Origin of the sequence: Bacillus sp. LJBS17 (genome assembly GCF_019334685.1) — a bacterium.
In the GTDB taxonomy this organism is placed as follows: Bacteria; Bacillota; Bacilli; order Bacillales; family Bacillaceae; genus Bacillus; species Bacillus subtilis.
The window spans coordinates 4,079,304-4,101,409 of sequence record NZ_CP079759.1 but is presented as its reverse complement, the minus strand read 5'-3'; the positions used below and the strand labels follow the sequence as shown (position 1 = coordinate 4,101,409).

Here is a 22,106-nt window from a genome sequence, read left to right as displayed (position 1 = left end):
AGATTAATGCATGTGACTGGCTGAGTTTGTTAAGGGAAGGATGTTTTTCTGTTTGCATCGCCCAAACTATTATTGTTTTTCTTTCACCATCTTTACAAAGAGGAAAAAGATAATGAATACGATAAAGTAGTTCATCGGATTCTTAACGATACTCATCTCTAGTGAAATCTGTAAGAGTATCCAGAGCGCAAAGATGGCTAGTATTGCAGGAATGATGATTTTGTACATGTCGACCACCTTCCATAGTGAAGCAGCCCTATAATAAAAAACTATTAGCCTGTACGACAAACTGCGACTGCTTATAATTATACGAAATCTTCGAGTAATCAAACGGCTGCCCATTCGTCAGGTGAAAAATACTTTCTATATACAGCTTCGGCAGTCCAGCCTCTAATCCCAAGTATTCCGCTTCCTCCTCATTAAGCTGGTCCACGTGCAGAAACAAATCAGAAAAACCAATCTTCAACCCCAGTCCTTCCCGGATGTAATGGAAGATGGAGTGGGAGACGATTTCGTTGTTTAAATACGTCACGATCAATTTGTTGTAATAGGATTCTTCGTAGCAAAGGGTCTGGCCATTGATGTAACGGACCCTTTTGACATAGTAGATGTCCTCGTCCATTCCGATGTTCAGGTTTTCCGCCGCTTCCGGAGTTGGCTTTCTCACGTCTAGTTCGATAACTTTTGAGGTGACGTTGAAATCCTCGAGGTCTTTTTTAAATCCTTGATTCGACAGAAGGCTGATATAGCCTTTTCGTTTATGTTTTCTGACGAAAATGCCGCTTCCTCTGACCTGAAAGATCGCGCCTTTTTGCTCTAATAGCTCGAGGGACTTTGTGATGGTGCTTTTGCTGACTTCAAACTGGGCCATGAGGGTTTCTAGGACTGGCAGTTTGTCTCCCTGCTGAAGCTGGTGTTCTTCTATATATGTTTCAATTTCCGCTGCGATTTGCTGGTATTTTAACATACGCATTCCTCATTTATTCGTTTAGTTTCACTTGTCAAAATTATAGCATAAACCGCTTACAATGATAGTTAGTGCGTAAATATTTTGTTTCGGCATTGATAAATTATACCGGTACAATTATAATGAAAGCGTAACCAAAACGAAGGAGTGGGTGAAATGTCGGGGAAAGTGAGAGATTATACGAGACTAGCAAAAGACATTTTAGAGGCCGTAGGCGGGGAAGAGAATGTGATTGGGGCTTCTCGCTGCGCTACCAGACTTCGATTGGTGCTGAAGCGGTCTACCCCTAAAGCGAAGGATATCGTGAAATCGATGCTACCATCCCGGCGTCATTACGGTTGTCATGGTGGCGCCTACAAAGCCTGCGTTCAGCGTCCGGCGTCGAATTGCTTGCGCACATCTGGCTGGATACGGTGACATTAGGCGGCACGCCTTTTTCCTTGAAGGTAAAAGAAGGCGATACCGTCAAAAAAGGCGAAGTGCTTGTTGAGTTTGATAAGCTTTCATTGAAGAGATTGAGGAAAGTGCATTGCATCAAAAAAAATTTACAGTCAAAAGCTGAGGAGGAATTAAACATGGGAAACATGCCGAAGGATTTTTTATGGGGCGGTGCTTTAGCTGCCCACCAATTTGAAGGCGGATGGAATCAAGGCGGTAAAGGGCCGAGTGTCGTCGATGTGATGACAGCGGGTGCGCACGGCGTGCCGAGAAAAATCACGGATACGATTGAAGAGAACGAGTTTTATCCGAACCATGAAGCCATTGATTTCTATCACAGATACAAGGAAGATATCGCTTTGTTTGCAGAAATGGGATTAAAATGCCTGCGGACGTCCATCGGCTGGAGCCGCATTTTTCCGAAAGGCGATGAGGCTGAACCGAACGAAGCGGGTTTGCAGTTTTATGATGATGTGTTTGATGAATTGCTGAAGCATGGGATCGAGCCGGTCATTACCCTGTCTCACTTTGAAATGCCGCTGCACCTGGCAAGAGAATATGGCGGCTTCAGAAACCGGAAAGTCGTGGACTTCTTCGTCAACTTTGCAGAGGCTTGCTTTACCCGTTACAAAGAGAAAGTGAAGTACTGGATGACATTTAACGAGATCAACAACCAAATGGATGTGAACAATCCGCTGTTCCTATGGACGAATTCAGGTGTTGTGGTTGGCGAAAACGAAAACGCCAAGGAAGTCATGTATCAAACGGCGCACCACGAATTAGTGGCGAGCGCCTTAGCAGTGGCAAAAGGAAAAGACATCAATCCAGAGTTCCAGATCGGGGCCATGGTATCACACGTGCCGATTTATCCTTTCTCCTCCAATCCTAAAGATGTGATGCTGGCTGAAGAAGAAATGAGGCAGCGCTATTTCTTCCCTGATGTGCAGGTTCGCGGTTATTATCCAAGCTACGCGTTGAAGGAATTTGAGCGAGAAGGCTACAATATCACATTCGAAGACGGCGATGATGAGATTTTAAGAAACGGAACCGTCGATTACTTAGGCTTCAGCTATTACATGTCAACAACTGTGAAAAGCGATGTGAAAAATGATAACACTGGCGATATTGTAAATGGCGGCTTGCCGAATGGTGTCGAAAATCCGTACATCACTTCGAGTGACTGGGGATGGGCGATTGATCCAACCGGGTTGAGATATACGTTAAATCGTTTTTATGACCGATACCAAATCCCGTTATTCATCGTTGAAAATGGCTTTGGCGCAGTGGATACGCTGGAGGAGGACGGCAAGGTTCATGATCCGGAACGCATTCAATATTTAAAATCGCATATTGAAGCATTGAAAAAAGCGGTCACGTACGATGGTGTTGATTTAATTGGCTACACGCCGTGGGGCATTATTGATATTGTCTCCTTCACAACTGGCGAAATGAAAAAACGCTACGGCATGATCTATGTTGATCGTGACAATGAAGGAAACGGATCCATGAAGCGGTATAAGAAAGATTCCTTTGAGTGGTACAAAAACGTCATTCAAACGAACGGCGAGGAACTATAAGAAGCTGGCCCGAATCGAGCACGTTTACCGAGTGCCTGATTCGGGTTTTTGGCATGATCCGAGCCGATATCCAATAATGGGAATAGATTACTAGCGCTGATTGCTATGTTATGATTTCACCTGTAAGATCCTTTTTTGTATAATTTAATATTAGAATGGAAGAAAGGGAGAGAGTTTGTGAGTAAAAAGGGATGAAAGCGGGTGTCCGGCTGAAGTTTTAAGATCATGATAGAGTTCCCTAAGCAAATCTCCTGAAAGTAAATTTGGCGAGGAAGGGGCAACATCACATTGAAAAACATTTTAATAAGAGCTGGCATATCACCATTTGATACATTTAATGCAGCTGAAATGATTGTTCGCAACTCCATTGGCGGCAACGTAGGAAACCTAGTATATGCCTACAGTGTGTTTCGCACGCTGATGACAGAAGGAACGACGATTACTCCTGATTATTATCGGATTAATCCAGCGGATGCTGAACAAATTAATAAAAATTATGATATGTATATTATTCCGCTGGCAGATGCATTCCGCGAGGATTTCGTGCCTTCTTTACGGAAATATACCCAATTAATTAAGAAACTAACCATTCCGGTTGTTGTGATTGGTGTTGGTTTGCGGGCTCCGTTTGAACCAAAATTAAATGAAGGTTTTCCTTTTGATGAGGATGTAAAAGCGTTTGTACGTGCTGTGCTGGAGAGATCAAATATGATCGGTGTCCGCGGTGAAATTACAGCGAAATACCTTTCCAGATTAGGCTTCCGTGAAGGCATTGACCATACGGTGATTGGCTGTCCTTCTATGTATGCGTTTGGCAGAGAACTGAAGATAAGAGAAACTAATATCACAACAGAATCTATGGTGACGGTTAACTCATCAAGACTGTCTCCAAAGCATGTGCTGGACTTCATTACGAGAAGCATGAAAGAGTTCCCGAATCATTACTTTATCCCGCAATGGCGAAAAGAAATGATTCTGACGTATGCGGGTGCGCCTGCGCTAGCGAAGCCTGCTGATAATTATCCGGTCAGCATGGAAGACCCGGCTTATCAGAATGATAGAGTCCGATTCTTTTTAAATGTGCCGACTTGGCTGGATTTCCTGAGAAAAGCCGATTTGAGCTTTGGCGCAAGGCTGCATGGAAATATCGCAGCGACGATTGCCGGTACACCGAGCCTGTTGCTTCCGAAAGATGCCAGAATGCGTGAATTAGCTGAGTACCATCAATTAACGCATGTCATGGCAAATGAGATAACCGATCAGACAAAACTGTCAGAATTAATTGAAACACTTGATTTTCATCAGCCTGAGAAACGGCAAGCGCAAAACTTTGACCATTTCATCAGCTTCTTGAATCAAAATGAATTAGACCATATTTATAAAGAGAAAGCGATTCCTGATACCGTTCCTTTTGACGAAAAACTATCTAACACGAAGCTTCTTCCGCCTGTGACTACAGTTAGCGGCTGCAGTTCCACAGAAACAGCGAAACGCTGGGAAGCGCTGATGGCATTAGAAAATGCCAAAAAGGAAAAAACCATTAAAGATCTGAAAAAAAAGGTCAAAAAGTATCAGGGCACGTTAAATAGAAAATCAGTGCGTATCGCTTTAAAAACAGCAAATATGCTGAGTGTGAAGTGACCATTCACTAACATTACAACTATATTACAGTTGTATAAAACTTGCAATATTTTTGGAATAAAAAAGAAAGCCGCAATGCTGCCAATCTGGCAATATTGCGGCTTTCTTATATTAGTTACGGATTAGGTAATCAAACGCGCCGAGGGCGGCAGTTGCACCTGATCCCATAGAAATAATAATTTGGTTGTACGCACTGTCTGTGCAGTCGCCGGCAGCAAATAAGCCTGGTACGCTTGTTGCGCCGTGTTTGTCGACAATAATTTCGCCCATGCGGTTGCGTTCAACCGTTCCTTCTAACCATTCTGTGTTTGGCACGAGACCGATTTGGACGAATACACCTTGAAGTTCAACGTGTTTTTCTTCGCCTGTTTCGCGGTCTACATATGTGATGCCGTTAACGCTCTGATCACCTGTGATTTCTTTTGTTTGTGCGTTTTTCACGACAGTAACGTTAGGCAGGCTGTAGAGACGTTTTTGCAGGACTTCGTCTGCTTTCAGTTCCGGCGCGAACTCTAGCACAGTAACATGATTCACAATACCTGCTAGATCAATCGCTGCTTCGATACCAGAGTTTCCGCCGCCGATTACCGCAACGTCTTTGCCTTCAAACAATGGCCCATCACAGTGCGGGCAGTATGCGACACCTTTGTTTTTGAACTCTTGTTCACCAGGTACGTTGACATTTCGCCAGCGTGCACCTGTTGAAAGGATCACTGTTTTACTTTTCAGGACAGCGCCGTTTTCGAGTTCAAGTTCGAACAGATCTTTCTTCTCAAGGCGTTTCGCACGCTGAAGGTTCATGACATCAATATCATATTCCTTCACATGCTCTTCAAGACTTGCCGCTAACTTCGGTCCTTCCGTCGCTTTGACGCTGATGAAGTTTTCGATGCTCATGGTGTCGAGAACCTGTCCGCCGAAGCGCTCAGCGACAACACCAGTGCGGATGCCTTTACGTGCAGTGTAGATCGCTGCACTTGCACCAGCAGGTCCGCCTCCGACCACAAGAACGTCAAACGGCTCTTTGTCAGCAAACTCAGATGCATCTGTGCCGCTGCCCATTTTCGCAAGAATTTCTTCAAGCGTCATACGGCCGCTTCCGAAGGATTCGCCATTCAGGTAAACGGTCGGCACTGCCATGATGTTTTTGCTTTCAACTTCTGCTTTGTATGCTGCACCGTCAATCATCGTGTGCGTAATGTTCGGGTTCAGCACGCTCATCATGTTTAAAGCTTGTACAACATCAGGACAGTTGTGGCATGTCAGGCTGATATAAGATTCGAAGTGGTATTCACCGCTGATCTTCTTCACCTGATCAATGACTTTTTGGTCCACCTTAGGCGGTCTGCCGCTCACTTGGAGCAACGCCAACACTAATGATGTGAATTCGTGGCCCAGAGGGATACCAGCGAAAGTTACGCCAGTGTCTTCTCCGACACGATTGACACCGAAGCTTGGCGTTCTGTTTAATTCAGCTTTTTCAACTGAAATTTTCGATGACATGGAAGCCAGCTCATCAACGAGAGCCAGCATGTCCTTTGAAATGTCATCTTCGCCTGCGCTAACTTTGAGAACAATGTCATTCTCAATTAGCTGCATATATTGATTTAATTGTGCTTTGATATTTGCATCAAGTACCAATTGAATGCACTCCTTAGATTTTACCTACTAGATCAAGGCTAGGTGTAAGAGTTTCGCCGCCTTCTTCCCATTTAGCCGGGCAAACTTCACCTGGGTTTTGACGAACGTATTGAGCTGCTTTTACTTTGTTTACAAGGTTGCTTGCGTCACGGCCGATACCGCCTGCATTGATTTCAACAGTTTGGATAACGCCGTCTGGATCGATGATGAATGTTCCGCGGTCAGCAAGACCAGTTTCTTCGTCAAGAACATCGAAGTTGCGAGAAATTGTTTGAGATGGGTCACCGATCATTGCGTAAGTGATTTTGCCGATTTTTTCAGAGCTGTCATGCCAGCCTTTGTGTACGAAATGAGTATCTGTAGAAACAGAGTATACTTCAACACCTAATTCTTTAAGAGCAGCATATTGTTCTTGAAGATCTTCAAGCTCAGTTGGGCATACGAAAGAGAAATCTGCTGGGTAGAAGCAGAATACGCTCCATTGGCCTTTCAAATCTTCGTTTGTTACATCGATGAATTCACCGTTTTTGAATGCTTTTGCTTCGAATGGAAGTACTTCTTTACCGATTAATGACATAATGTATATTCCTCCTAAAAATGTATTAGAAAGCATATTCGCTTTCAATAATAATTCTAATTATATATGAATTATTAATTAATATATATTTTTTGTCAAGCGATAACCTACTTTTTTTCATCTTAATAAAGGTGTGACAGGTAGGATTTAGGCATTTCTTTTATAACAAATGAGAGGCTGATTCTCAATTAGACAAGGTTTTCAGGGATTTTTGTAAATCAGAATGACAGGCCGTTTTGGCATTTGAACATTTTATGACACCATGGTCAAGGGCAAAGGACAATGGCCAAAAGCAGAATAGAACGGAACAGCAAGCTGCTGTCACATGATGATCTTGGGGATTGTTTCTAGCTATTATTGTATCACTGTTTATGATATTTAAAACATAACTTATGTCTTCTGTTGTTTGGGATAGAAGAAAAAAACACGGTTCAGTTGAAAACTGACCGTGTTTTTGATGACAGGTTATTCAGACCAATTCGTATGGAAAACGCCGTCCATATCAGTCCGTTCGTACGTGTGAGCGCCAAAGTAATCGCGCTGTGCCTGCAAGAGGTTCGCATTGGAACGCCCTGTGCGGTAGCCGTCGTAATAAGAGAGCGCGGTAGTTAAGCATGGGAAAGAGATTCCAGTGCTGATGCCCTCGCAAACGACTTTTCGCAGGCCTGTTTGATAGTCATGGAGCTTATCTGTGAAATAAGGCGCGATCAGCAGGTTTGCCAGATTTGGCTGCTCACTGAATGCTTCGCTGATCACGTTTAGGAAATCAGCGCGGATGATGCAGCCGCCTCGGAAAATCAAGGCAATGTCTTTGAGCGGCAGATTCCAGCCGTAAAGCTCAGATGACATCTTATATTGGGCAAAGCCTTGTGCATAGGCGCATACTTTCCCCATGTAAAGAGCCTGTCTGACGTATTCAATCCAGGTGTCTTTATCCAAGTGTTTTTCTTCGGCTTCCGGGCCTGCTAATACATCTTGAGCTGCCATCCGTTCTTCTTTTAAGGATGACAAGTAGCGGGCGAACAAGGACTCTGTGATGATCGTGGACGGGATGCCGTTATCAATCGCCTGCATGCTCGTCCATTTTCCAGTGCCTTTTTGGCCGGTTTTATCAAGGATGACATCGATCAGAGGCTGTCCTGTTTTTTCGTCTTTTTTGCGTAAAATCTCAGCTGTAATCTCTATTAAATAGCTTTTAAGCTCACCTTGATTCCATGTTTCAAAAATAGATGCAATTTCATCGAGCGGCAGACGAAGCGTTTCTCTTAGAAACGTATACGCTTCTGCAATCAGCTGCATGTCGGCATATTCAATGCCGTTGTGCACCATTTTTGTAAAGTGCCCTGCCCCTTTTGGTCCGATATAGACACAGCAAGGGTCATCTCCGACTTGGGCTGCGATTTTCGTCAGGATAGGAGCGGCTTTCTCATAGACGTCGCGATCTCCGCCCGGCATGATGGAAGGCCCTGTTAACGCACCGACTTCACCGCCGGAAATGCCGACTCCCAGGTAGCCGATCCCTTTTTCCTTCAGCTCGTCATATCTTCTTTCTGTGTCTTCATAGTGGGAGTTTCCTCCGTCCATGATGACGTCGCCTTCTTCAAGCAAAGGCTTTAATGATTGGATGACGGAATCTACGGGTTTTCCCGCTGTGACCATCAAAAAGATTTTTCTTGGTTTTTCTAACGATTGAACAAAGTCCTCAAGCTCGTAATACGGGCTGAGAGATTGTCCATCCAGCTTTTGGATAAGCTGGTCCGTTAAATCTCTGGTGTAATTATAGACAGCGACGTTTTCGCCTTTATTTGCCATGTTTAAGGCGATGTTGCTTCCCATTACGCCTAAGCCTATGACACCAATCGAATTGAACATGTGTTACAGCTCCTTCTTAATTTCATACAACTAAACTTAACAATAAAATGAATCCCAGTCCAGCAACGGAAATAATGGTTTCCAGCAATGTCCATGTGGCGAATGTTTCTTTCATGCTTAATCCGAAGTATTCCTTGAACATCCAGAAGCCGGCGTCATTGACGTGTGAAGCGATGACACTTCCGGCTCCTGTTGCGAGTACGACTAACGCCAGGTTAACATCAGAATGGCCCAATAACGGAATGACCAGACCTGTTGTGCTTAGTGCGGCAACAGTCGCCGATCCTAGAGAAATGCGCAGGATCGCTGCGATGAGCCATGCCAGAATGATTGGCGATAATGCCGTTCCTTTGAATAAGTCTGCTACGTAATCGCCGACACCGCCGTTGATCAGCACTTGTTTGAAGGCGCCGCCTCCTCCGATGATCAAAAGCATCATGCCGATTTGTGAAATGGCAGTTGAACAAGAATCCATCACGGTTTTGACTGGAATGTTGCGCTTGATGCCCATTGTATAGACTGCGACCAATAACGAAATAATCATAGCAGTCGATGCGTTTCCAATCAATCTGATAAAAGCTAAAACTCCGTTATCTGCAAACCCGATTGTTTCTTGAAGCAGGTCGATAATGGTCGCGACCGACATGATGATAATCGGGAGCATTGCAGTAAAGACACTGATTCCAAAGCCGGGTGTTTCTTCAAGGTTAAACGTTTTTTGTGTGCCGAGTGATGCAATATTGCCGTTTTTCGCAAATGATGCAGGAACGATTTTTTTCGCGAACTTTGTAAATAACGGCCCTGCGATGAGCACTGTCGGAACAGCAACAATAAAGCCGTACAGCAGCACTTCTCCAATGTTTGCGCCATACTCACCGGCGATCGCCGTAGGTCCCGGGTGCGGCGGCAGGAAACCGTGTGTGACGGATAGTGCCGCGACCATCGGGATTCCGAGAAATAAAATAGAAATCTTCAATTCTCTTGAAATCGCAAAGACAATCGGAATTAATAGAACCAGTCCTACTTCAAAAAATAACGCAATCCCAATAATGAATGAGGCAATGACAACGGCCCATTGAATATTTTTCTCACCGAATTTGTTGACGAGCGTCATCGCAATGCGCTGTGCGCCTCCTGAATCCGCGATCAGTTTGCCCAGCATCGCACCGAGTCCGAAGATGAGCGCGATGTGGCCAAGAGTCCCCCCTATTCCTGCTTCGATGGAGCTGACAACTTTATCGAACGGCATCCCGAGTGCCAGTGCCACGCCGAACGATACGACCAGCAGGGAAATAAATGTGTTTAATTTTAAGCCCATAATCAGAAATAGTAATGCTAAGATCCCAAGTGCAACGATGATTAACGGCATGGTAATGCCCTCCCCTTCATGTCATGTACTATTTGTGTGTGATTAAGCCCCTCTGATAATCTGCAATTTGTGTATATTGATTTTCTAATAATCTTGATAGATTGATGAAAATCGGCATTAATGTTCTGTATTCCTTGGCTGAGTCTTCGATCGGCGTATGTCTGTATGTGCTGCCGATCATATCGGACACGGCGTCGAAAGAATCGATTTTTCCTGTTGCATACAGGCCTAAAATGCAGGCGCCGAGACATGAGCTTTCGTAGCTTTCCGGAACGACAACCTCTGATTCGAAGATATCCGACATCATTTGGCGCCAAACCTCCGACCTTGCAAAACCCCCTGTCGCTTGGATGCGGGTTACCGGGCCATCCATGCATTCAGTTAACGCCAAGAACACCGTGTACAGGTTGTAAATGACGCCTTCCAATGCCGCGCGTATCATATGCTCTTTCTTATGCGACATGGTCAAGCCGAAAAATGAGCCGCGTACATCCGGATTCCACAACGGAGCGCGTTCTCCGGCAAGATATGGGTGGAACAGCAGACCGTCAGAACCGGGTCTGACGCGTTGGGCAATTTTCGTCAGCACGTCATATGGATCAATGCCCAGCCGTGTCGCTGTTTCGATTTCGGAGGAGGCAAACTCGTCTCTGATCCAGCGAAGGACGATGCCCCCATTGTTCACAGGTCCCCCAATAACCCAATGCTTGTCCGTCAAGGCATAGCAAAAAATTCTCCCTTTTTCATCGGTTTGCGGCTTGTCAATAATCGTCCGAATGGCACCGCTTGTACCGATGGTGACGGCGATTTCACCCTTTTTAATGGCGTTGACGCCGAGGTTGGACAGCACGCCGTCGCTGGCGCCGATGACAAAAGGCGTTTCCGGATCGATTCCCATTTGGATCGCTATTTCCGGGCTGCAGTGCTGAAAGATCTCGGTTGTCGGCACGAGTTTGGATAAGTGATCCGGCGTGATGCCTGCGATGCGCAGTGCCTCTTCGTCCCAATCCAAGCCCTTCAGGTTCATCATGCCTGTCGCTGATGCCAATGAGTAATCGATGACATACTCATTGAACAGCTGTTTAAAAATGTATTCTTTGATGCCGATATATTTTTTTGCCTTGGAAGCGATTTCTTTTCTTTCATTCGTGATCCAGGCAATTTTACTTAACGGTGCCATCGGATGAATCGGTGTTCCCGTCCGTTTGTACACCTCATGTCCGTTCAATTCCTCTTTGATCTTATGCGCCCAGCCTTCACTTCTGTTGTCGGCCCATGTAATGCATGGCGTCAGCGGCTTGTCATTTTCGTCGATTGCAATGACGCTGTGCATGGCGCTGCTGAACGAAATGAAAGAGATCCGTTTTTCGGGATGCTGTTTTGTAATTCTCGCTGTTGTATGGATGACTGCCTGAAAAATCTCTTCCGGATTTTGTTCAGCTGTTGAGATGTCCGGTGTATAGAGCGGGTAGCCGATGCTTTCTTTCTGTACCACATCTCCGTTTTCACTGAACAGCACAGCTTTTGTGCTTGTCGTGCCGATATCGATTCCTAACATATAACTAGTCATTGTTGTATTCAGCTCCTTTTGCCAGCATTTGTTGTGAGAGCCATAGGTCTTCTACCTTATCCTGCACATCATCAAAGTTTTGGTGAAGAGACTGAATCATCAGCGCCCTATCCTTTGTTTTGATGGCTTGAATATAAAGCTCGTGGTTATCTAAAATCCTTGTGAAGTCTTCATACTTTTCCTTTAACCGTACCCGCATCGATAAAAGAATAAAGCTTTCCATGACGGGTTTTAGATTGTTCCAGATCATCTGAATGTATGAATGATCAATCGCTCGGATAATCGTTTCATGGAACAGCACATCTTGAAATGAAAATTCGTCAGCGTCCTCATATTTGATTGAGACTTTCATCATCTCAAGAATTTTGCTGAGATCCTTAACTAAAGGCTCAATGTCTATTTTGACAAGCCGTTCAAAGACAAATGTTTCTAATAGTAACCGCACATCATAAATTTCCGCGATTTTCTTCTCAGTTAAACCAATTACGACCGCTCCCATTCGTTCTAAGCGGATGATTTTTTCGGATGCGAGTATTTTTAGCGCTTCGCGAACCGGCGAACGGCTTACTGAAAACTCGGCGGCGATTGTATTTTCTGATAAAATGGTACCGCTTTCAATCAGGCCTGAAACGATCCGCATTCTCAGCTCGTATGCGACACGAACCCCGGTTGACGCTTTTGAGAGCCATTTTGCGGGATACAACAGGTCTTTGGAGTCTAGCATACACTCACCTTCCTCACTCAAGGAGTATACTTGTATACAAGTATGATAACGTGAATATTTCTTTTATGCAAACACTTTCATTTCTAATTTTTAATAAAATTTTTCCCAATCATTATGGTATTTATTTCTAAATGGAATATGGTACATTGGAGATAACTAGCATAAGTGAATCATGTTTTGAAAGAGGGGATTTGGATGAAAATCATCATTGCACCTGATTCTTTTAAGGAAAGCTTATCAGCTCTGGAGGCAGCCGAAGCGATAGAAAGAGGTTTCAAATCGGTCTTTCCGGGTGCTGATTACAGAAAATTGCCGGTGGCGGACGGCGGCGAGGGAACCGTTCAATCTCTAGTCGATGCGACCAACGGAAGGATCATAGAGCAAGTTGTCACAGGGCCGCTGGGGGAACCGGTGAAAGCTTTCTTTGGCATGATGGGAGATGGGAGAACAGCTGTGATTGAAATGGCTGCTGCTTCAGGGCTGCATCTGGTGCCTATTCATAAGCGAAATCCGCTCATCACTACAACAAGGGGAACGGGAGAATTAATCGGAGCGGCTCTTGATGCAGGAGCGGAGCGTTTGATTATCGGAATCGGCGGAAGCGCCACGAACGACGGGGGAGCCGGGATGATTCAGGCATTGGGCGTAAGGCTTCTTGATAACTCAGGCCGCGAGATTGGCCCAGGGGGCGGCGCGTTATCTCAGCTTGCATCAATAGATGTTAGCGGGCTTGATTCCAGATTGCGGAATGTCAAACTGGAAGTTGCCTGTGACGTGGACAATCCGTTAACAGGACCAAAGGGTGCTACGGCTGTTTTCGGGCCGCAAAAAGGCGCGACGGCCGACATGCTGGATGTACTAGACCAGAACGTAAGCCATTTCGCTGATATGGCAGAAAAAGAGCTCGGATCAACCTTCCGAGATACAGAGGGCGCCGGTGCAGCGGGCGGTCTTGGATGGAGCCTGCTGACTTATCTTCAGGCTGACCTGAAAAGAGGCATTGATATTGTCCTTAATGCGATTGATTTTGAAAGTATCGTTCAGGATGCAGATCTTGTGATTACCGGCGAGGGACGAATCGACAGCCAAACGGTTCATGGAAAAACGCCGATCGGCGTAGCCAAGGCGGCTAAATCATACGATGTGCCCGTCATCGGTATTGCGGGATCAGTATCACGAGACAGTGATGCCGTCTATCAACACGGGATCGATGCGCTTTTCAGCATCGTCCCCGGAGCCGTGCCGCTAGAAGACGCGTTTGAACATGCCGCGGAATATATGGAAAGAACGGCGCGGGACATTGCAGCGTCTATCAAATTGGCGAAAACGATGTTTCTGATATAGCCGATGCACATGCCAATGCATAGCCATCCTTCTTTTTGGGTAGAGACAGTTAACACACAATGAGGAATTCATCCCAGAAGGAGGACGCAGATATGACTGTACAAGAAATCAAAGGCAAAAAACTAGTAAAAGGCATTGCGCCAAATGTGGAGCCGGAAGCTCTGTTAAATGATAAACGAAAAGTATTTTTGTTTGGTTCCCCTAGTTACACAAACATTGGCGACCAAGCGATTGCGTATGCGGAAGAGAAATTTGTCAAAAATCATTTTCCGTATTATGAATACATTGAGATTATGGATTATGCGACGGATGAGGGCATTGAACTGGTGAAGGAGATCATTCGTGAAGACGATATTGTCTGCTTTACAGGCGGAGGGAATTTAGGAAACCTTTATCTTGATATTGAGGAAGACAGAAGAAAGGTCTTTTCGGCGTTTAAAGACTACAAATCAATTTCTCTGCCACAATCCGTTTATTTTGAGGATACAGAGGAAGGACAGAAGGAAAAGAAAAAAACACAGGATGCGTACCATCAAAATACAAACTTAACGATTGCTGCGCGTGAGACGCAAACACTGGATGTTGTGAAAGAGACCTTCAACTCCAATGTGATCTTTACACCGGACATGGTGCTTTCCTTGGATATTGTGCCGCGAGAGCTCGAGCGGGACGGCGTTCTCTTTATTTTAAGAGCGGATAAGGAGAAAGTGACTGACGAAGATTTTATTTCACAGATGAAGCAATGGGCAGAAAAAACAACTTACACAGAGCGTACCGATACGGTGCTGGATACGGTAGACACCATCGATTACGCTGATCGTGAAAAGCATTTTATGGAGATGCTGGACCGCATCGGCTCCAGTAAATTGGTGATTACCGACCGCCTTCACGCGATGATTTTTTCGATTATCACCAAAACACCTTGCCTTGTCTTTGGAAACAGCTATGGCAAAGCCAAACATTCATATCGGGATTGGCTTGAAAGCTTAAACTTCATTGAATATACGGATAAGAATGATGTTGAGGAGCTGGAGCGCATGATTGACCGCCTGCTTCAAGCAGAACCGAATGACGTTGATTTATCTAAGGACTTTCAGCCGTTGATTGATTTTTTTGCTTCTTAAACGAAAAAGACTGCCCTCCCCCGGGGCAGTCTTTCTTTGTTAAATATGAAACAGCCAGACGACGAGCGGGCCGAAGAATGAGCCGAGCACCGCACAAAGCGTCATGGAGACGGAACTCATGGATACGGCCAATTCCCCATATTCCAACGCTTTGGAGGTACCCAGTGCATGGGAGGCGCTGCCTAATGCAATGCCTTGTCCAAGGGAACTGCGTATGCGAAGCCATTTTAGGAAAAGAGGCCCGAGGATGACGCCTGAAAAGCCCGCAATCATGACAAATACGACTGTCATGGAAGGGACGCCGCCAAGACCGGCGGCGATCTGAATAGCGACAGGGGTTGTGATCGACTTTGGCAGAATGGATAATAAGAGATCATGATCAATCCCGAATGCTTCTGCGAAGATCAGCCCGCTGATCATTCCCATGCATAATCCGACCAGGACGCCGCCTAGAATGGGAACACAATGTTTGACAATGATATGCCATTGTTTATAAAGCGGATAGGCCAGTGCCACGACAGCCGGCCCAAGCAAAGAATTGATCCATTTCCCCCCGATCATATAGCCTTCATAGGAAACATGAAACATCATCAAAGCCGCTACAATCAAAATTGTCGTTGTCAGAACAGGGATAAGAAATGGAAGCGGGAATCGCTTATAGAGTTTGACCATCGCTAAATAAGCGGCAACTGTTAAAAGAATTATAATGATCGCGATACATGCTTGCTGCATTTCTCTTTCTCCTTTCGTTTTTTTGCTTTTTTCTCTAATAGCTGGCTGGCGAATCCAGCCGCAATGATCGTGACGATGGTGCTCAGAACGACTGTAATCAGCAGCATCAGACCATTGAATGAAATGAGAGACGGATAGTTTATCACTCCTGTCATTGCCGGGATGAACAACAATGGAAGGAAGGATAATAAAAACCCTGCTCCGTCTTCAATGAGGGAGACGGGAACAATACGGAGGCCCAAGCAGACCAGAAGCAATACCAATCCAACGATGCTTCCTGACACGGGTAAATGAAACAGATGCTGAATGGCTTCCCCGATCATAAAAAATACATATAATATCAACACTTGCAAGATAATTCGTATGACTTTCACATCAAGTGCTGCTCTCCAATCAGAACAGCTTCCTCCTTTCTGGTGCTTGCTTCTAAGATGGTTCTGAGGAATCGCTTTACTTTCTTTTTATATGATTGTACTATACAAGTATAATAATTGATTTAGTCATATAACGACTTGTATTTATTCAGTTAATGTACATTTGTATTATACAAGTATATATGATGTTGTCAATGCCGGAGATTGGAATAGGGAGCGAGAGCGATTGCAAAATCAAAATCCAGTTGAATTAATTGAATATGAGCTGACGACTTTTATCAGGAGAGCTGTTTATCTGGATCAATCGGAGAAAAGAACAGGGAATTTGGAGAGATCTTCGTACTTATTACTGAGACAATTGGATGAGTTTGGGCCTGCTCGTGTTAAGGAATTGGCAGAATCGTTTAAGCTTGATATTTCTACTCTTTCAAGACAAGCAGCTGCATTAGAGGCAAAGGAGCTCATCTATCGTTTCTCAGACCCGTCTGATGGGAGAGTCAGCCTGTTTACCATTACAAAACTCGGCAAACAACTATTAAAAGCTGATCAGCAAAAGCGCCTTGAACGTTATGAACAGATGCTGAAAGAATGGTCAACACAGGAAAAAGAGATGTTTGGCGAGCTACTGCAGCGTATGAACAAGGCTTTTATCGATTAACAGCTAAAAAACCCATGGTTCCGCTGGAACAGCATGGGTTTTTCTTATGGTCAGAGATTATCTGCATCGTTTGGCGGCAGCCCAAGCCACTAGTCCGGCAACAACAGCCGCCGATACAATGGGGCGCTTCGTCGCTTTCGTGTAGTAGCTTCTTGACCTCATCCATCCTTTATTTGTGCCTCTGTCATGCATACCGCAGCCCGCATCATAAAGAGCGCTTTCTTCTCGCGGTTTGGACGGTCTTTCGGCATGCTGGCTGTGATACATGATTTTTTCCATCAGTCTGTCGGTCAGACGAGGGAAAAGCGCGCCCAGCATGGCGATGGCTTTGGCCTGTGACCCGATGTACATGTCGCGCTTAGGGTGTTCGGCGGCAAACAGGATCGCTTCGGCGACTGCTTCCGGTGGATAGATCATGGAGCGGTAATGAGCCGGCTGTTTGTCGAGGTAGCTGTGCGCATGCTCGTTATATGGTGTGTCAATTCTGCCCGGGTGGATGAGCGTTACCGAGACGGGCGCCTGTTCCTTTTCAAGCTCCATTCGGATGCTTTCCGTCCAGCCGTGAAGCGCAAATTTGGCAGACGCATATGTGGATTGAATGACTGTTCCCCTGTCTCCGAACAGGCTTCCTACATTAATGAGTGCGCCCGGCACACCTCTGCCGGTGTAGTGTTTGACAGCCGCTCTTGTTCCGTAAACAGGTCCCCAGAAATTTGTGTCGAACATGCGCTTCATGTCTTCGACGGTGACGTCCATGGCATGTCCGAAAGTCGAGACGGCCGCATTGTTGACCCATGTGTCAAAGCGGCCGAATGTGCTGATCGCGGTTTCTGCGATGCGGTTGACGTCCTCTTCTTTTCCGACATCCGCCTTTACCCATATGGCGTCGTGCCCTTTTTCCTTAAGTTCATCAGTGAGCTCCTTCAGCGCGTCTTCATTTCGCGCTGCTGCCACGACCTTTGCGCCTTTTTCTGCTGCCATTCGTGCCGTGACAAGTCCGATACCGCTTGAAGCGCCGGTAATGACGATTACCTGATCCTTGAGTTTTTTCAGTTTGATCTTCGTTTTCATGCCGGGGTTCTGTTGTTCAAGCTGCTCTGTATTCGTGACTGAATGATCAATTGTCATTGAGAGATCCCTCCTAGACGCTGTTTTTGTACATTACCCCATCCGGAAGGGTCTTACCCCTTTTGACAATCACAGGGTTCTTTTTTATATTATATAAGTCGCTCTACCATACCTAGGAGGGAATGTTTTAATGACTAGCAGAGGAGATTCACGTGAAAAAATCCTTCACACGGCGTCACGTCTGTTCCAGCTGCAAGGATATCACGCGACAGGTTTGAACCAGATTGTAAAAGAAAGCGGTGCTCCTAAGGGATCGCTTTATCACTTTTTTCCGAAGGGCAAAGAAGAACTAGCAATTGAAGCGGTTACATATACGGGTAAGATCGTTGAACATCTGATACAGAAAAGCATGGATGAATCCTCTGATCCTGTTGAAGCGATTCAGCTTTTTATCAAAAAAACAGCCAGCCAATTTGATAACACAGAAAGCATTAAAGGTATTCCAGTCGGTTTGCTGGCGAGTGAGACAGCGTTAATCAGTGAACCGCTGCGGACGGTTTGCATGAAGGTGTTTAAAAGCTGGGAAGCGGTTTTTGCCAGAAAATTAATGGAAAACGGATTTGCAGAAGAAGAAGCAAATCAGCTTGGAACGCTGATTAATTCGATGATTGAGGGCGGCATCATGCTTTCGTTAACGAATAAAGACAAAACGCCTCTTCTTCTCATTGCCGAACAAATACCAGTGCTGGTGAGAAAAAAAGGGTAGCATTTTGTTATCCTTTCTCCTACAATTATATAGAACGGTCTAGACAAATAAATGATAATATATAGACTGGTCTAAATTGGAGGAAGCGATAATATGAAAACATTATGTAAACATTCATTGCCTAAAGAAAAAATGCCTTATTTGCTCCGGAGCGGAGAAGGCGAGCGCTATCTGTTCGGCAGACAGGTTGCCACGGTGATGGCGAATGGGAGGAGCACAGGTGATTTGTTTGAGATCGTGCTTCTTTCCGGGGGAAAAGGAGATGCCTTTCCGCTTCACGTCCACAAGGACACACATGAAGGAATTCTCGTTTTGGACGGGAAACTGGAACTGACACTTGATGGTGAACGCTATTTATTAATATCAGGTGATTATGCCAACATTCCGGCGGGAACACCGCACAGCTACCGGATGCAGAGCCACAGAACAAGACTGGTATCTTACACGATGAAAGGAAACGTAGCGCACTTGTATTCCGTTATTGGGAATCCGTATGATCACGCTGAACATCCGCCGTACGCAAGCGAAGAAGTCTCAAACGAGCGATTTGCAGAAGCAGCCGCTGTAGCGGACATTGTATTTCTAGATGAAGGAAAGCCTGCATGTTCGGCCAAATTAGCGGAACTTACAGAGCTGCCAGATGGAGCGGTTCCATACGTTCTTGAATCTGGAGAAGGAGATCGCCTGTTGACTGGAGATCAGCTTCACCGCATTGTGGCTGCACAAAAAAATACAGATGGCCAGTTTATCGTCGTATCCTCTGAAGGCCCTAAAGGTGACCGAATCGTTGATCACTACCATGAACATCATACAGAAACATTTTATTGCCTTGAAGGTCAGATGACGATGTGGGCAGATGGCCAGGAAATTCAGCTGAATCCGGGAGATTTCCTGCATGTCCCTGCAAATACCGTTCACTCCTATCGCCTTGATTCTTACTATACAAAGATGGTGGGCGTATTGGTTCCTGGTTTATTTGAACCGTTTTTCCGGACGTTAGGCGACCCGTATGAAGGCCACATCTTCCCATGTGAGCCTCAGGCTTTGCGCTTTGATCGCGTTTTGCAGAATATCGAAGCATTAGATTTAAAGGTGATGAAACCATAAAGATGACAAGATTGTAAGGTTTTCATGCCGGCCTGACACCTAAATCGATGTTTCCGCGCTTCATTTTTTCATACCCTTAAGGTACAGAAAAAAGGAGCGTGATGGCTATGTCTTCATTACAGCCGACTTTAACAAATGAGCGGATCGGTGTGCTTGATGTGCTGAGAGGAATGGCGATTTTCGGCATCTTATTTGTCAATCTGGCACATTTTAGTTATCCGGATATGTATTTGTCTATGCTTGGAAAAGAGAATTTTTTCATGGATAAGTGGTCTGAAGCTGATTTTGCCGCCGCAGACATACTGAAATTCTTCATTCAAACAAAATGTATTTTATTGTTTTCCTTTTTATTTGGATTTGGCATGGTTGTCATGATGGAGAGAGCAGAAAACAAAGGGAAACGGTTTGTTCCGTTATATGTGAGAAGGTTAATGGCGCTTCTCTTGTTTGGAACGATTCATGCCTTTTTGATATGGGACGGGGATATTTTAACAGAATATGCCCTGCTCGGTTTTGTCCTGCTCTTGTTTCGAAAAGCAAAGCCGAAAACACTGCTGATATGGGCGGTCTCTTTGTATCTTCTGTTTTCCATTCCGTTCATGTTGACAAGTTTTGATCAATCAAACGGACAGGAATGGGTACAAGCGGTAACACAGCAGGCAAAACAAGCGATTCATGTTTATGGAAGCGGCAGCCTGAGGGACATTGCAGAACAACGGATCCATGATCGTCTTGTTTACATGTCTTCGAATGGCATGCTTACGTATAATCCGCTCAACTTTTTCTTTGCATCCATTCCATATTTCAGCATGTTTTTGCTGGGAGCTGCGGCAGCAAAATCACGGTATTTGCATGAACCGGAAAAGCATCGCAAAGGATTAAAACGATTATGGATGGCTGGGCTTGTCATCGGCATCGGCGCCCATGTGCTGTACAGTGTAACGGAAAAGGAACTATTTCTGCTGATTGGCGCGCCTTTCCTCATGTTTTTCTATGTTACAACGGTTGTCTATCTTTATCATAAAACAAAAGTGAGAACAGTGTTGCAATCATTCTCCGCTGTTGGGAGGATGGCATTTACCAATTATTTGATGCAGTCTATTGTGTGTACTTGGATTTTTTATCATTACGGCTTGGGCCTGTATGGAAAAGTGTACCCTGCTGCGGGCGTGCTCATTACAATTGCTGTTTGTGCCGTTCAAATGGTCTTCAGCCACCTTTGGCTTCGTGTCTTTCGGATGGGGCCGTTTGAGTGGCTGTGGAGAAGCGCTACGTATCTGTCGTGGCAGCCTATTGTAAAGAAAACAAAAGTCTAGATGCCTATTGGCGTCTAGACTTTTTTCTATTATTTATACACGACACGTGTTTTGCAAATGATGTCATGCAGGCCTTTTTTCTCTCCAAAGGCGATCATGATAAACCCGATATAAAAGATGATTCCAGATAAGATATAGGCAAAGTAACGGCCAATTCCCTGTCCGACAGAAACCCGTTCGCCTTGTTCATTGACCACTTTCAGGCCAAGAATTTTTTTGCCAAGTGTGCCTTGCATTTTAGAAGCTGTGAGCAGCCCGTAATATAATACGCTGATGACGATCATGATCAGCATAGTAGGCAAAAATGCAAGCGTCATGTATTTCACTAAATACTCTTCTTCCGTCATGTAAGGGTTTGTTGCCACAGCCCCAGCTACAAAAACAGAATTGATCACAAATAGAATAATATAACTAGGAACAGATACAATAATGCCATCAATAAAATAAGCTAAAAAACGAATCCAAAATCCTGCTGGTTTTTCCATGTATTTTTCTCTCTCCTCTGAATTAATCTGGAATAGTATACTTTGAAAAACAAGTACATGCAATATGGTATGGTGATAAAATCCTGATATTACAGAAAAATGAGTCTTTTATCCTTTGTTTTTTACTATATAAATATACTAGAAAGAAGCATAGCATTTGTGTATGCATTCTGGAATTTTTTAATAAATAATGAATTTTCTACACAGCTCTCTTATAATGAAAAGGTTAATATTTCTATCTAAGGAGGAGTTTGATGTCTAGAAAAAACAGCGTGGCGATCATGACAGCCATTTCTGCGTTTCTTTTTTGCGCTGTGATCGTGGCGGCTTCACTTTCGCCGCTGGCCGGAACGGGAGCGGCGGCCAATCAGTTTAATTCAGTTGGCATGTGGTCAGCTGTCGGTATGATCCTTGTATTGTATTTCATTCCATTTCTCGTTTATATGCTCGGAGTCGATGCAATGAGGTATGTCATGGCGGTGCTTTGCGGCTTCGGGCTTTTGATTCATTTGTCTTCGGCCGGTTTTATCTTGATGTTTAGTTTCTTTAGTGACCATCTGCTTTCTGAGGTGATCTTTGTTTTCGGAATTAGTCTCGCTGCGGCTGCTGTCAACGTCATTTGGTTTGTGTCTGCATTTCGGCCGGGTGCTGAAAAAACGTCTGCGCATACACTTACATAGTTTTCTAGTTTGTGATGGTTTTGTGAAATAGATTTATAAAATGGATGAATATGTTATGATGGTCACAAATTAGAAG

Annotated in this window: 21 protein-coding genes and 1 pseudogene; 10 read left to right on the top strand and 12 right to left on the bottom strand. The window is 44.8% G+C overall.

What is annotated here, in order from left to right; all coding sequences use genetic code 11:
- Positions 1–69 precede the first annotated feature (69 nt).
- Together KXZ66_RS21130 and KXZ66_RS21125 are read right to left on the bottom strand one after the other, a co-directional pair.
- Entirely contained in the window at positions 70–228 is a 159-nt protein-coding gene (locus KXZ66_RS21130; protein WP_009968424.1) for a hypothetical protein, read from the bottom strand.
- Between the two features lie 28 nt (positions 229–256).
- The gene (locus tag KXZ66_RS21125) at positions 257–967 is read right to left on the bottom strand and encodes a GntR family transcriptional regulator (protein WP_021481059.1); all 711 of its coding nucleotides are present in this window, start codon (positions 965–967) and stop codon (positions 257–259) included.
- Positions 968–1,123: 156 nt separating this feature from the next.
- On the opposite strand from KXZ66_RS21125, the pseudogene KXZ66_RS22725 reads away from it, so the two are divergent.
- The 3 genes and pseudogenes from KXZ66_RS22725 to KXZ66_RS21110 form a co-directional block, all read left to right on the top strand.
- Positions 1,124–1,282: pseudogene (locus KXZ66_RS22725) on the top strand (PTS transporter subunit EIIB); the annotation flags it as partial.
- A 23-nt stretch (positions 1,283–1,305) separates the two neighbouring features.
- Positions 1,306–2,982: a 6-phospho-beta-glucosidase BglA gene (gene bglA / locus KXZ66_RS21115; RefSeq protein WP_257475325.1), complete on the top strand. Its 1,677-nt coding sequence runs from the start codon at positions 1,306–1,308 to the stop codon at positions 2,980–2,982.
- 288 nt (positions 2,983–3,270) lie between these two features.
- Positions 3,271–4,623, top strand: coding sequence for a polysaccharide pyruvyl transferase family protein (locus tag KXZ66_RS21110; protein WP_077670845.1), 1,353 nt, complete (start codon positions 3,271–3,273; stop codon positions 4,621–4,623).
- A gap of 111 nt (positions 4,624–4,734) precedes the next feature.
- Here KXZ66_RS21110 and ahpF read toward each other — a convergent pair whose 3' ends face one another.
- The 6 genes from ahpF to gntR form a co-directional block, all read right to left on the bottom strand.
- Positions 4,735–6,264, bottom strand: coding sequence for an alkyl hydroperoxide reductase subunit F (gene ahpF, locus KXZ66_RS21105; RefSeq protein ID WP_219144735.1), 1,530 nt, complete (start codon positions 6,262–6,264; stop codon positions 4,735–4,737).
- A 13-nt stretch (positions 6,265–6,277) separates the two neighbouring features.
- Positions 6,278–6,841 carry an alkyl hydroperoxide reductase subunit C gene (gene ahpC / locus KXZ66_RS21100; RefSeq protein ID WP_015483942.1) on the bottom strand — a complete coding sequence of 188 codons (564 nt, stop codon included), beginning with the start codon at positions 6,839–6,841 and terminating at the stop codon, positions 6,278–6,280.
- Positions 6,842–7,306: 465 nt separating this feature from the next.
- Positions 7,307–8,713 (bottom strand): decarboxylating NADP(+)-dependent phosphogluconate dehydrogenase, encoded by a 1,407-nt coding sequence (gene gnd / locus KXZ66_RS21095; protein ID WP_219144734.1) that lies wholly within the window; start codon positions 8,711–8,713, stop codon positions 7,307–7,309.
- Positions 8,714–8,735: 22 nt separating this feature from the next.
- Positions 8,736–10,082, bottom strand: coding sequence for a gluconate permease GntP (gntP, locus tag KXZ66_RS21090; RefSeq protein ID WP_003243139.1), 1,347 nt, complete (start codon positions 10,080–10,082; stop codon positions 8,736–8,738).
- A gap of 28 nt (positions 10,083–10,110) precedes the next feature.
- The gene (gntK, locus tag KXZ66_RS21085) at positions 10,111–11,652 is read right to left on the bottom strand and encodes a gluconokinase (RefSeq protein ID WP_009968422.1); all 1,542 of its coding nucleotides are present in this window, start codon (positions 11,650–11,652) and stop codon (positions 10,111–10,113) included.
- A complete protein-coding gene (gene gntR, locus KXZ66_RS21080) occupies positions 11,645–12,376 on the bottom strand; it encodes a gluconate operon transcriptional repressor GntR (RefSeq protein WP_003243132.1) in 732 nt (243 codons plus the stop codon). Before gntR ends, gntK begins: the two co-directional genes overlap by 8 nt.
- A gap of 195 nt (positions 12,377–12,571) precedes the next feature.
- Between gntR and KXZ66_RS21075 the strand changes: the two genes are divergently transcribed.
- On the top strand, positions 12,572–13,720 hold the full coding sequence (locus KXZ66_RS21075) for a glycerate kinase (protein WP_141949333.1): 1,149 nt from the start codon (positions 12,572–12,574) through the stop codon (positions 13,718–13,720).
- Between the two features lie 92 nt (positions 13,721–13,812).
- Positions 13,813–14,844, top strand: a complete 1,032-nt coding sequence (locus KXZ66_RS21070) for a polysaccharide pyruvyl transferase family protein (RefSeq protein ID WP_021481049.1) — start codon at positions 13,813–13,815, stop codon at positions 14,842–14,844.
- A 39-nt stretch (positions 14,845–14,883) separates the two neighbouring features.
- Here KXZ66_RS21070 and KXZ66_RS21065 read toward each other — a convergent pair whose 3' ends face one another.
- A complete protein-coding gene (locus tag KXZ66_RS21065; protein ID WP_003227015.1) occupies positions 14,884–15,576 on the bottom strand; it encodes an LrgB family protein in 693 nt (230 codons plus the stop codon).
- Positions 15,546–15,950, bottom strand: coding sequence for a CidA/LrgA family holin-like protein (locus KXZ66_RS21060; protein ID WP_167568157.1), 405 nt, complete (start codon positions 15,948–15,950; stop codon positions 15,546–15,548). Before KXZ66_RS21060 ends, KXZ66_RS21065 begins: the two co-directional genes overlap by 31 nt.
- A 226-nt stretch (positions 15,951–16,176) precedes the next feature.
- Between KXZ66_RS21060 and KXZ66_RS21055 the strand changes: the two genes are divergently transcribed.
- Positions 16,177–16,608, top strand: a complete 432-nt coding sequence (locus KXZ66_RS21055; protein WP_003243994.1) for a MarR family winged helix-turn-helix transcriptional regulator — start codon at positions 16,177–16,179, stop codon at positions 16,606–16,608.
- 57 nt (positions 16,609–16,665) lie between these two features.
- On the opposite strand, the gene KXZ66_RS21050 is transcribed toward KXZ66_RS21055, so the two are convergent.
- Positions 16,666–17,736, bottom strand: coding sequence for an SDR family oxidoreductase (locus tag KXZ66_RS21050; RefSeq protein ID WP_172849921.1), 1,071 nt, complete (start codon positions 17,734–17,736; stop codon positions 16,666–16,668).
- 130 nt (positions 17,737–17,866) lie between these two features.
- Here KXZ66_RS21050 and yxaF point away from each other — a divergent pair, with 130 nt between their 5' ends.
- The 3 genes from yxaF to KXZ66_RS21035 all read left to right on the top strand — a co-directional run bounded on the left by yxaF (position 17,867) and on the right by KXZ66_RS21035 (position 20,865).
- Positions 17,867–18,442, top strand: a complete 576-nt coding sequence (yxaF, locus tag KXZ66_RS21045; protein ID WP_032725021.1) for a transcriptional regulator YxaF — start codon at positions 17,867–17,869, stop codon at positions 18,440–18,442.
- Positions 18,443–18,535: 93 nt separating this feature from the next.
- Positions 18,536–19,549, top strand: coding sequence for a quercetin 2,3-dioxygenase (qdoI, locus tag KXZ66_RS21040; RefSeq protein WP_043940242.1), 1,014 nt, complete (start codon positions 18,536–18,538; stop codon positions 19,547–19,549).
- A gap of 107 nt (positions 19,550–19,656) precedes the next feature.
- The gene (locus KXZ66_RS21035) at positions 19,657–20,865 is read left to right on the top strand and encodes a DUF418 domain-containing protein (RefSeq protein WP_032725023.1); all 1,209 of its coding nucleotides are present in this window, start codon (positions 19,657–19,659) and stop codon (positions 20,863–20,865) included.
- A gap of 29 nt (positions 20,866–20,894) precedes the next feature.
- On the opposite strand, the gene KXZ66_RS21030 is transcribed toward KXZ66_RS21035, so the two are convergent.
- Complete coding sequence (locus KXZ66_RS21030) at positions 20,895–21,350, bottom strand: RDD family protein (RefSeq protein ID WP_015250840.1); 456 nt, start codon at positions 21,348–21,350, stop codon at positions 20,895–20,897.
- Between the two features lie 254 nt (positions 21,351–21,604).
- On the opposite strand from KXZ66_RS21030, the gene KXZ66_RS21025 reads away from it, so the two are divergent.
- Positions 21,605–22,030, top strand: coding sequence for a DUF5391 family protein (locus tag KXZ66_RS21025; RefSeq protein WP_021481044.1), 426 nt, complete (start codon positions 21,605–21,607; stop codon positions 22,028–22,030).
- Positions 22,031–22,106 lie beyond the last annotated feature (76 nt).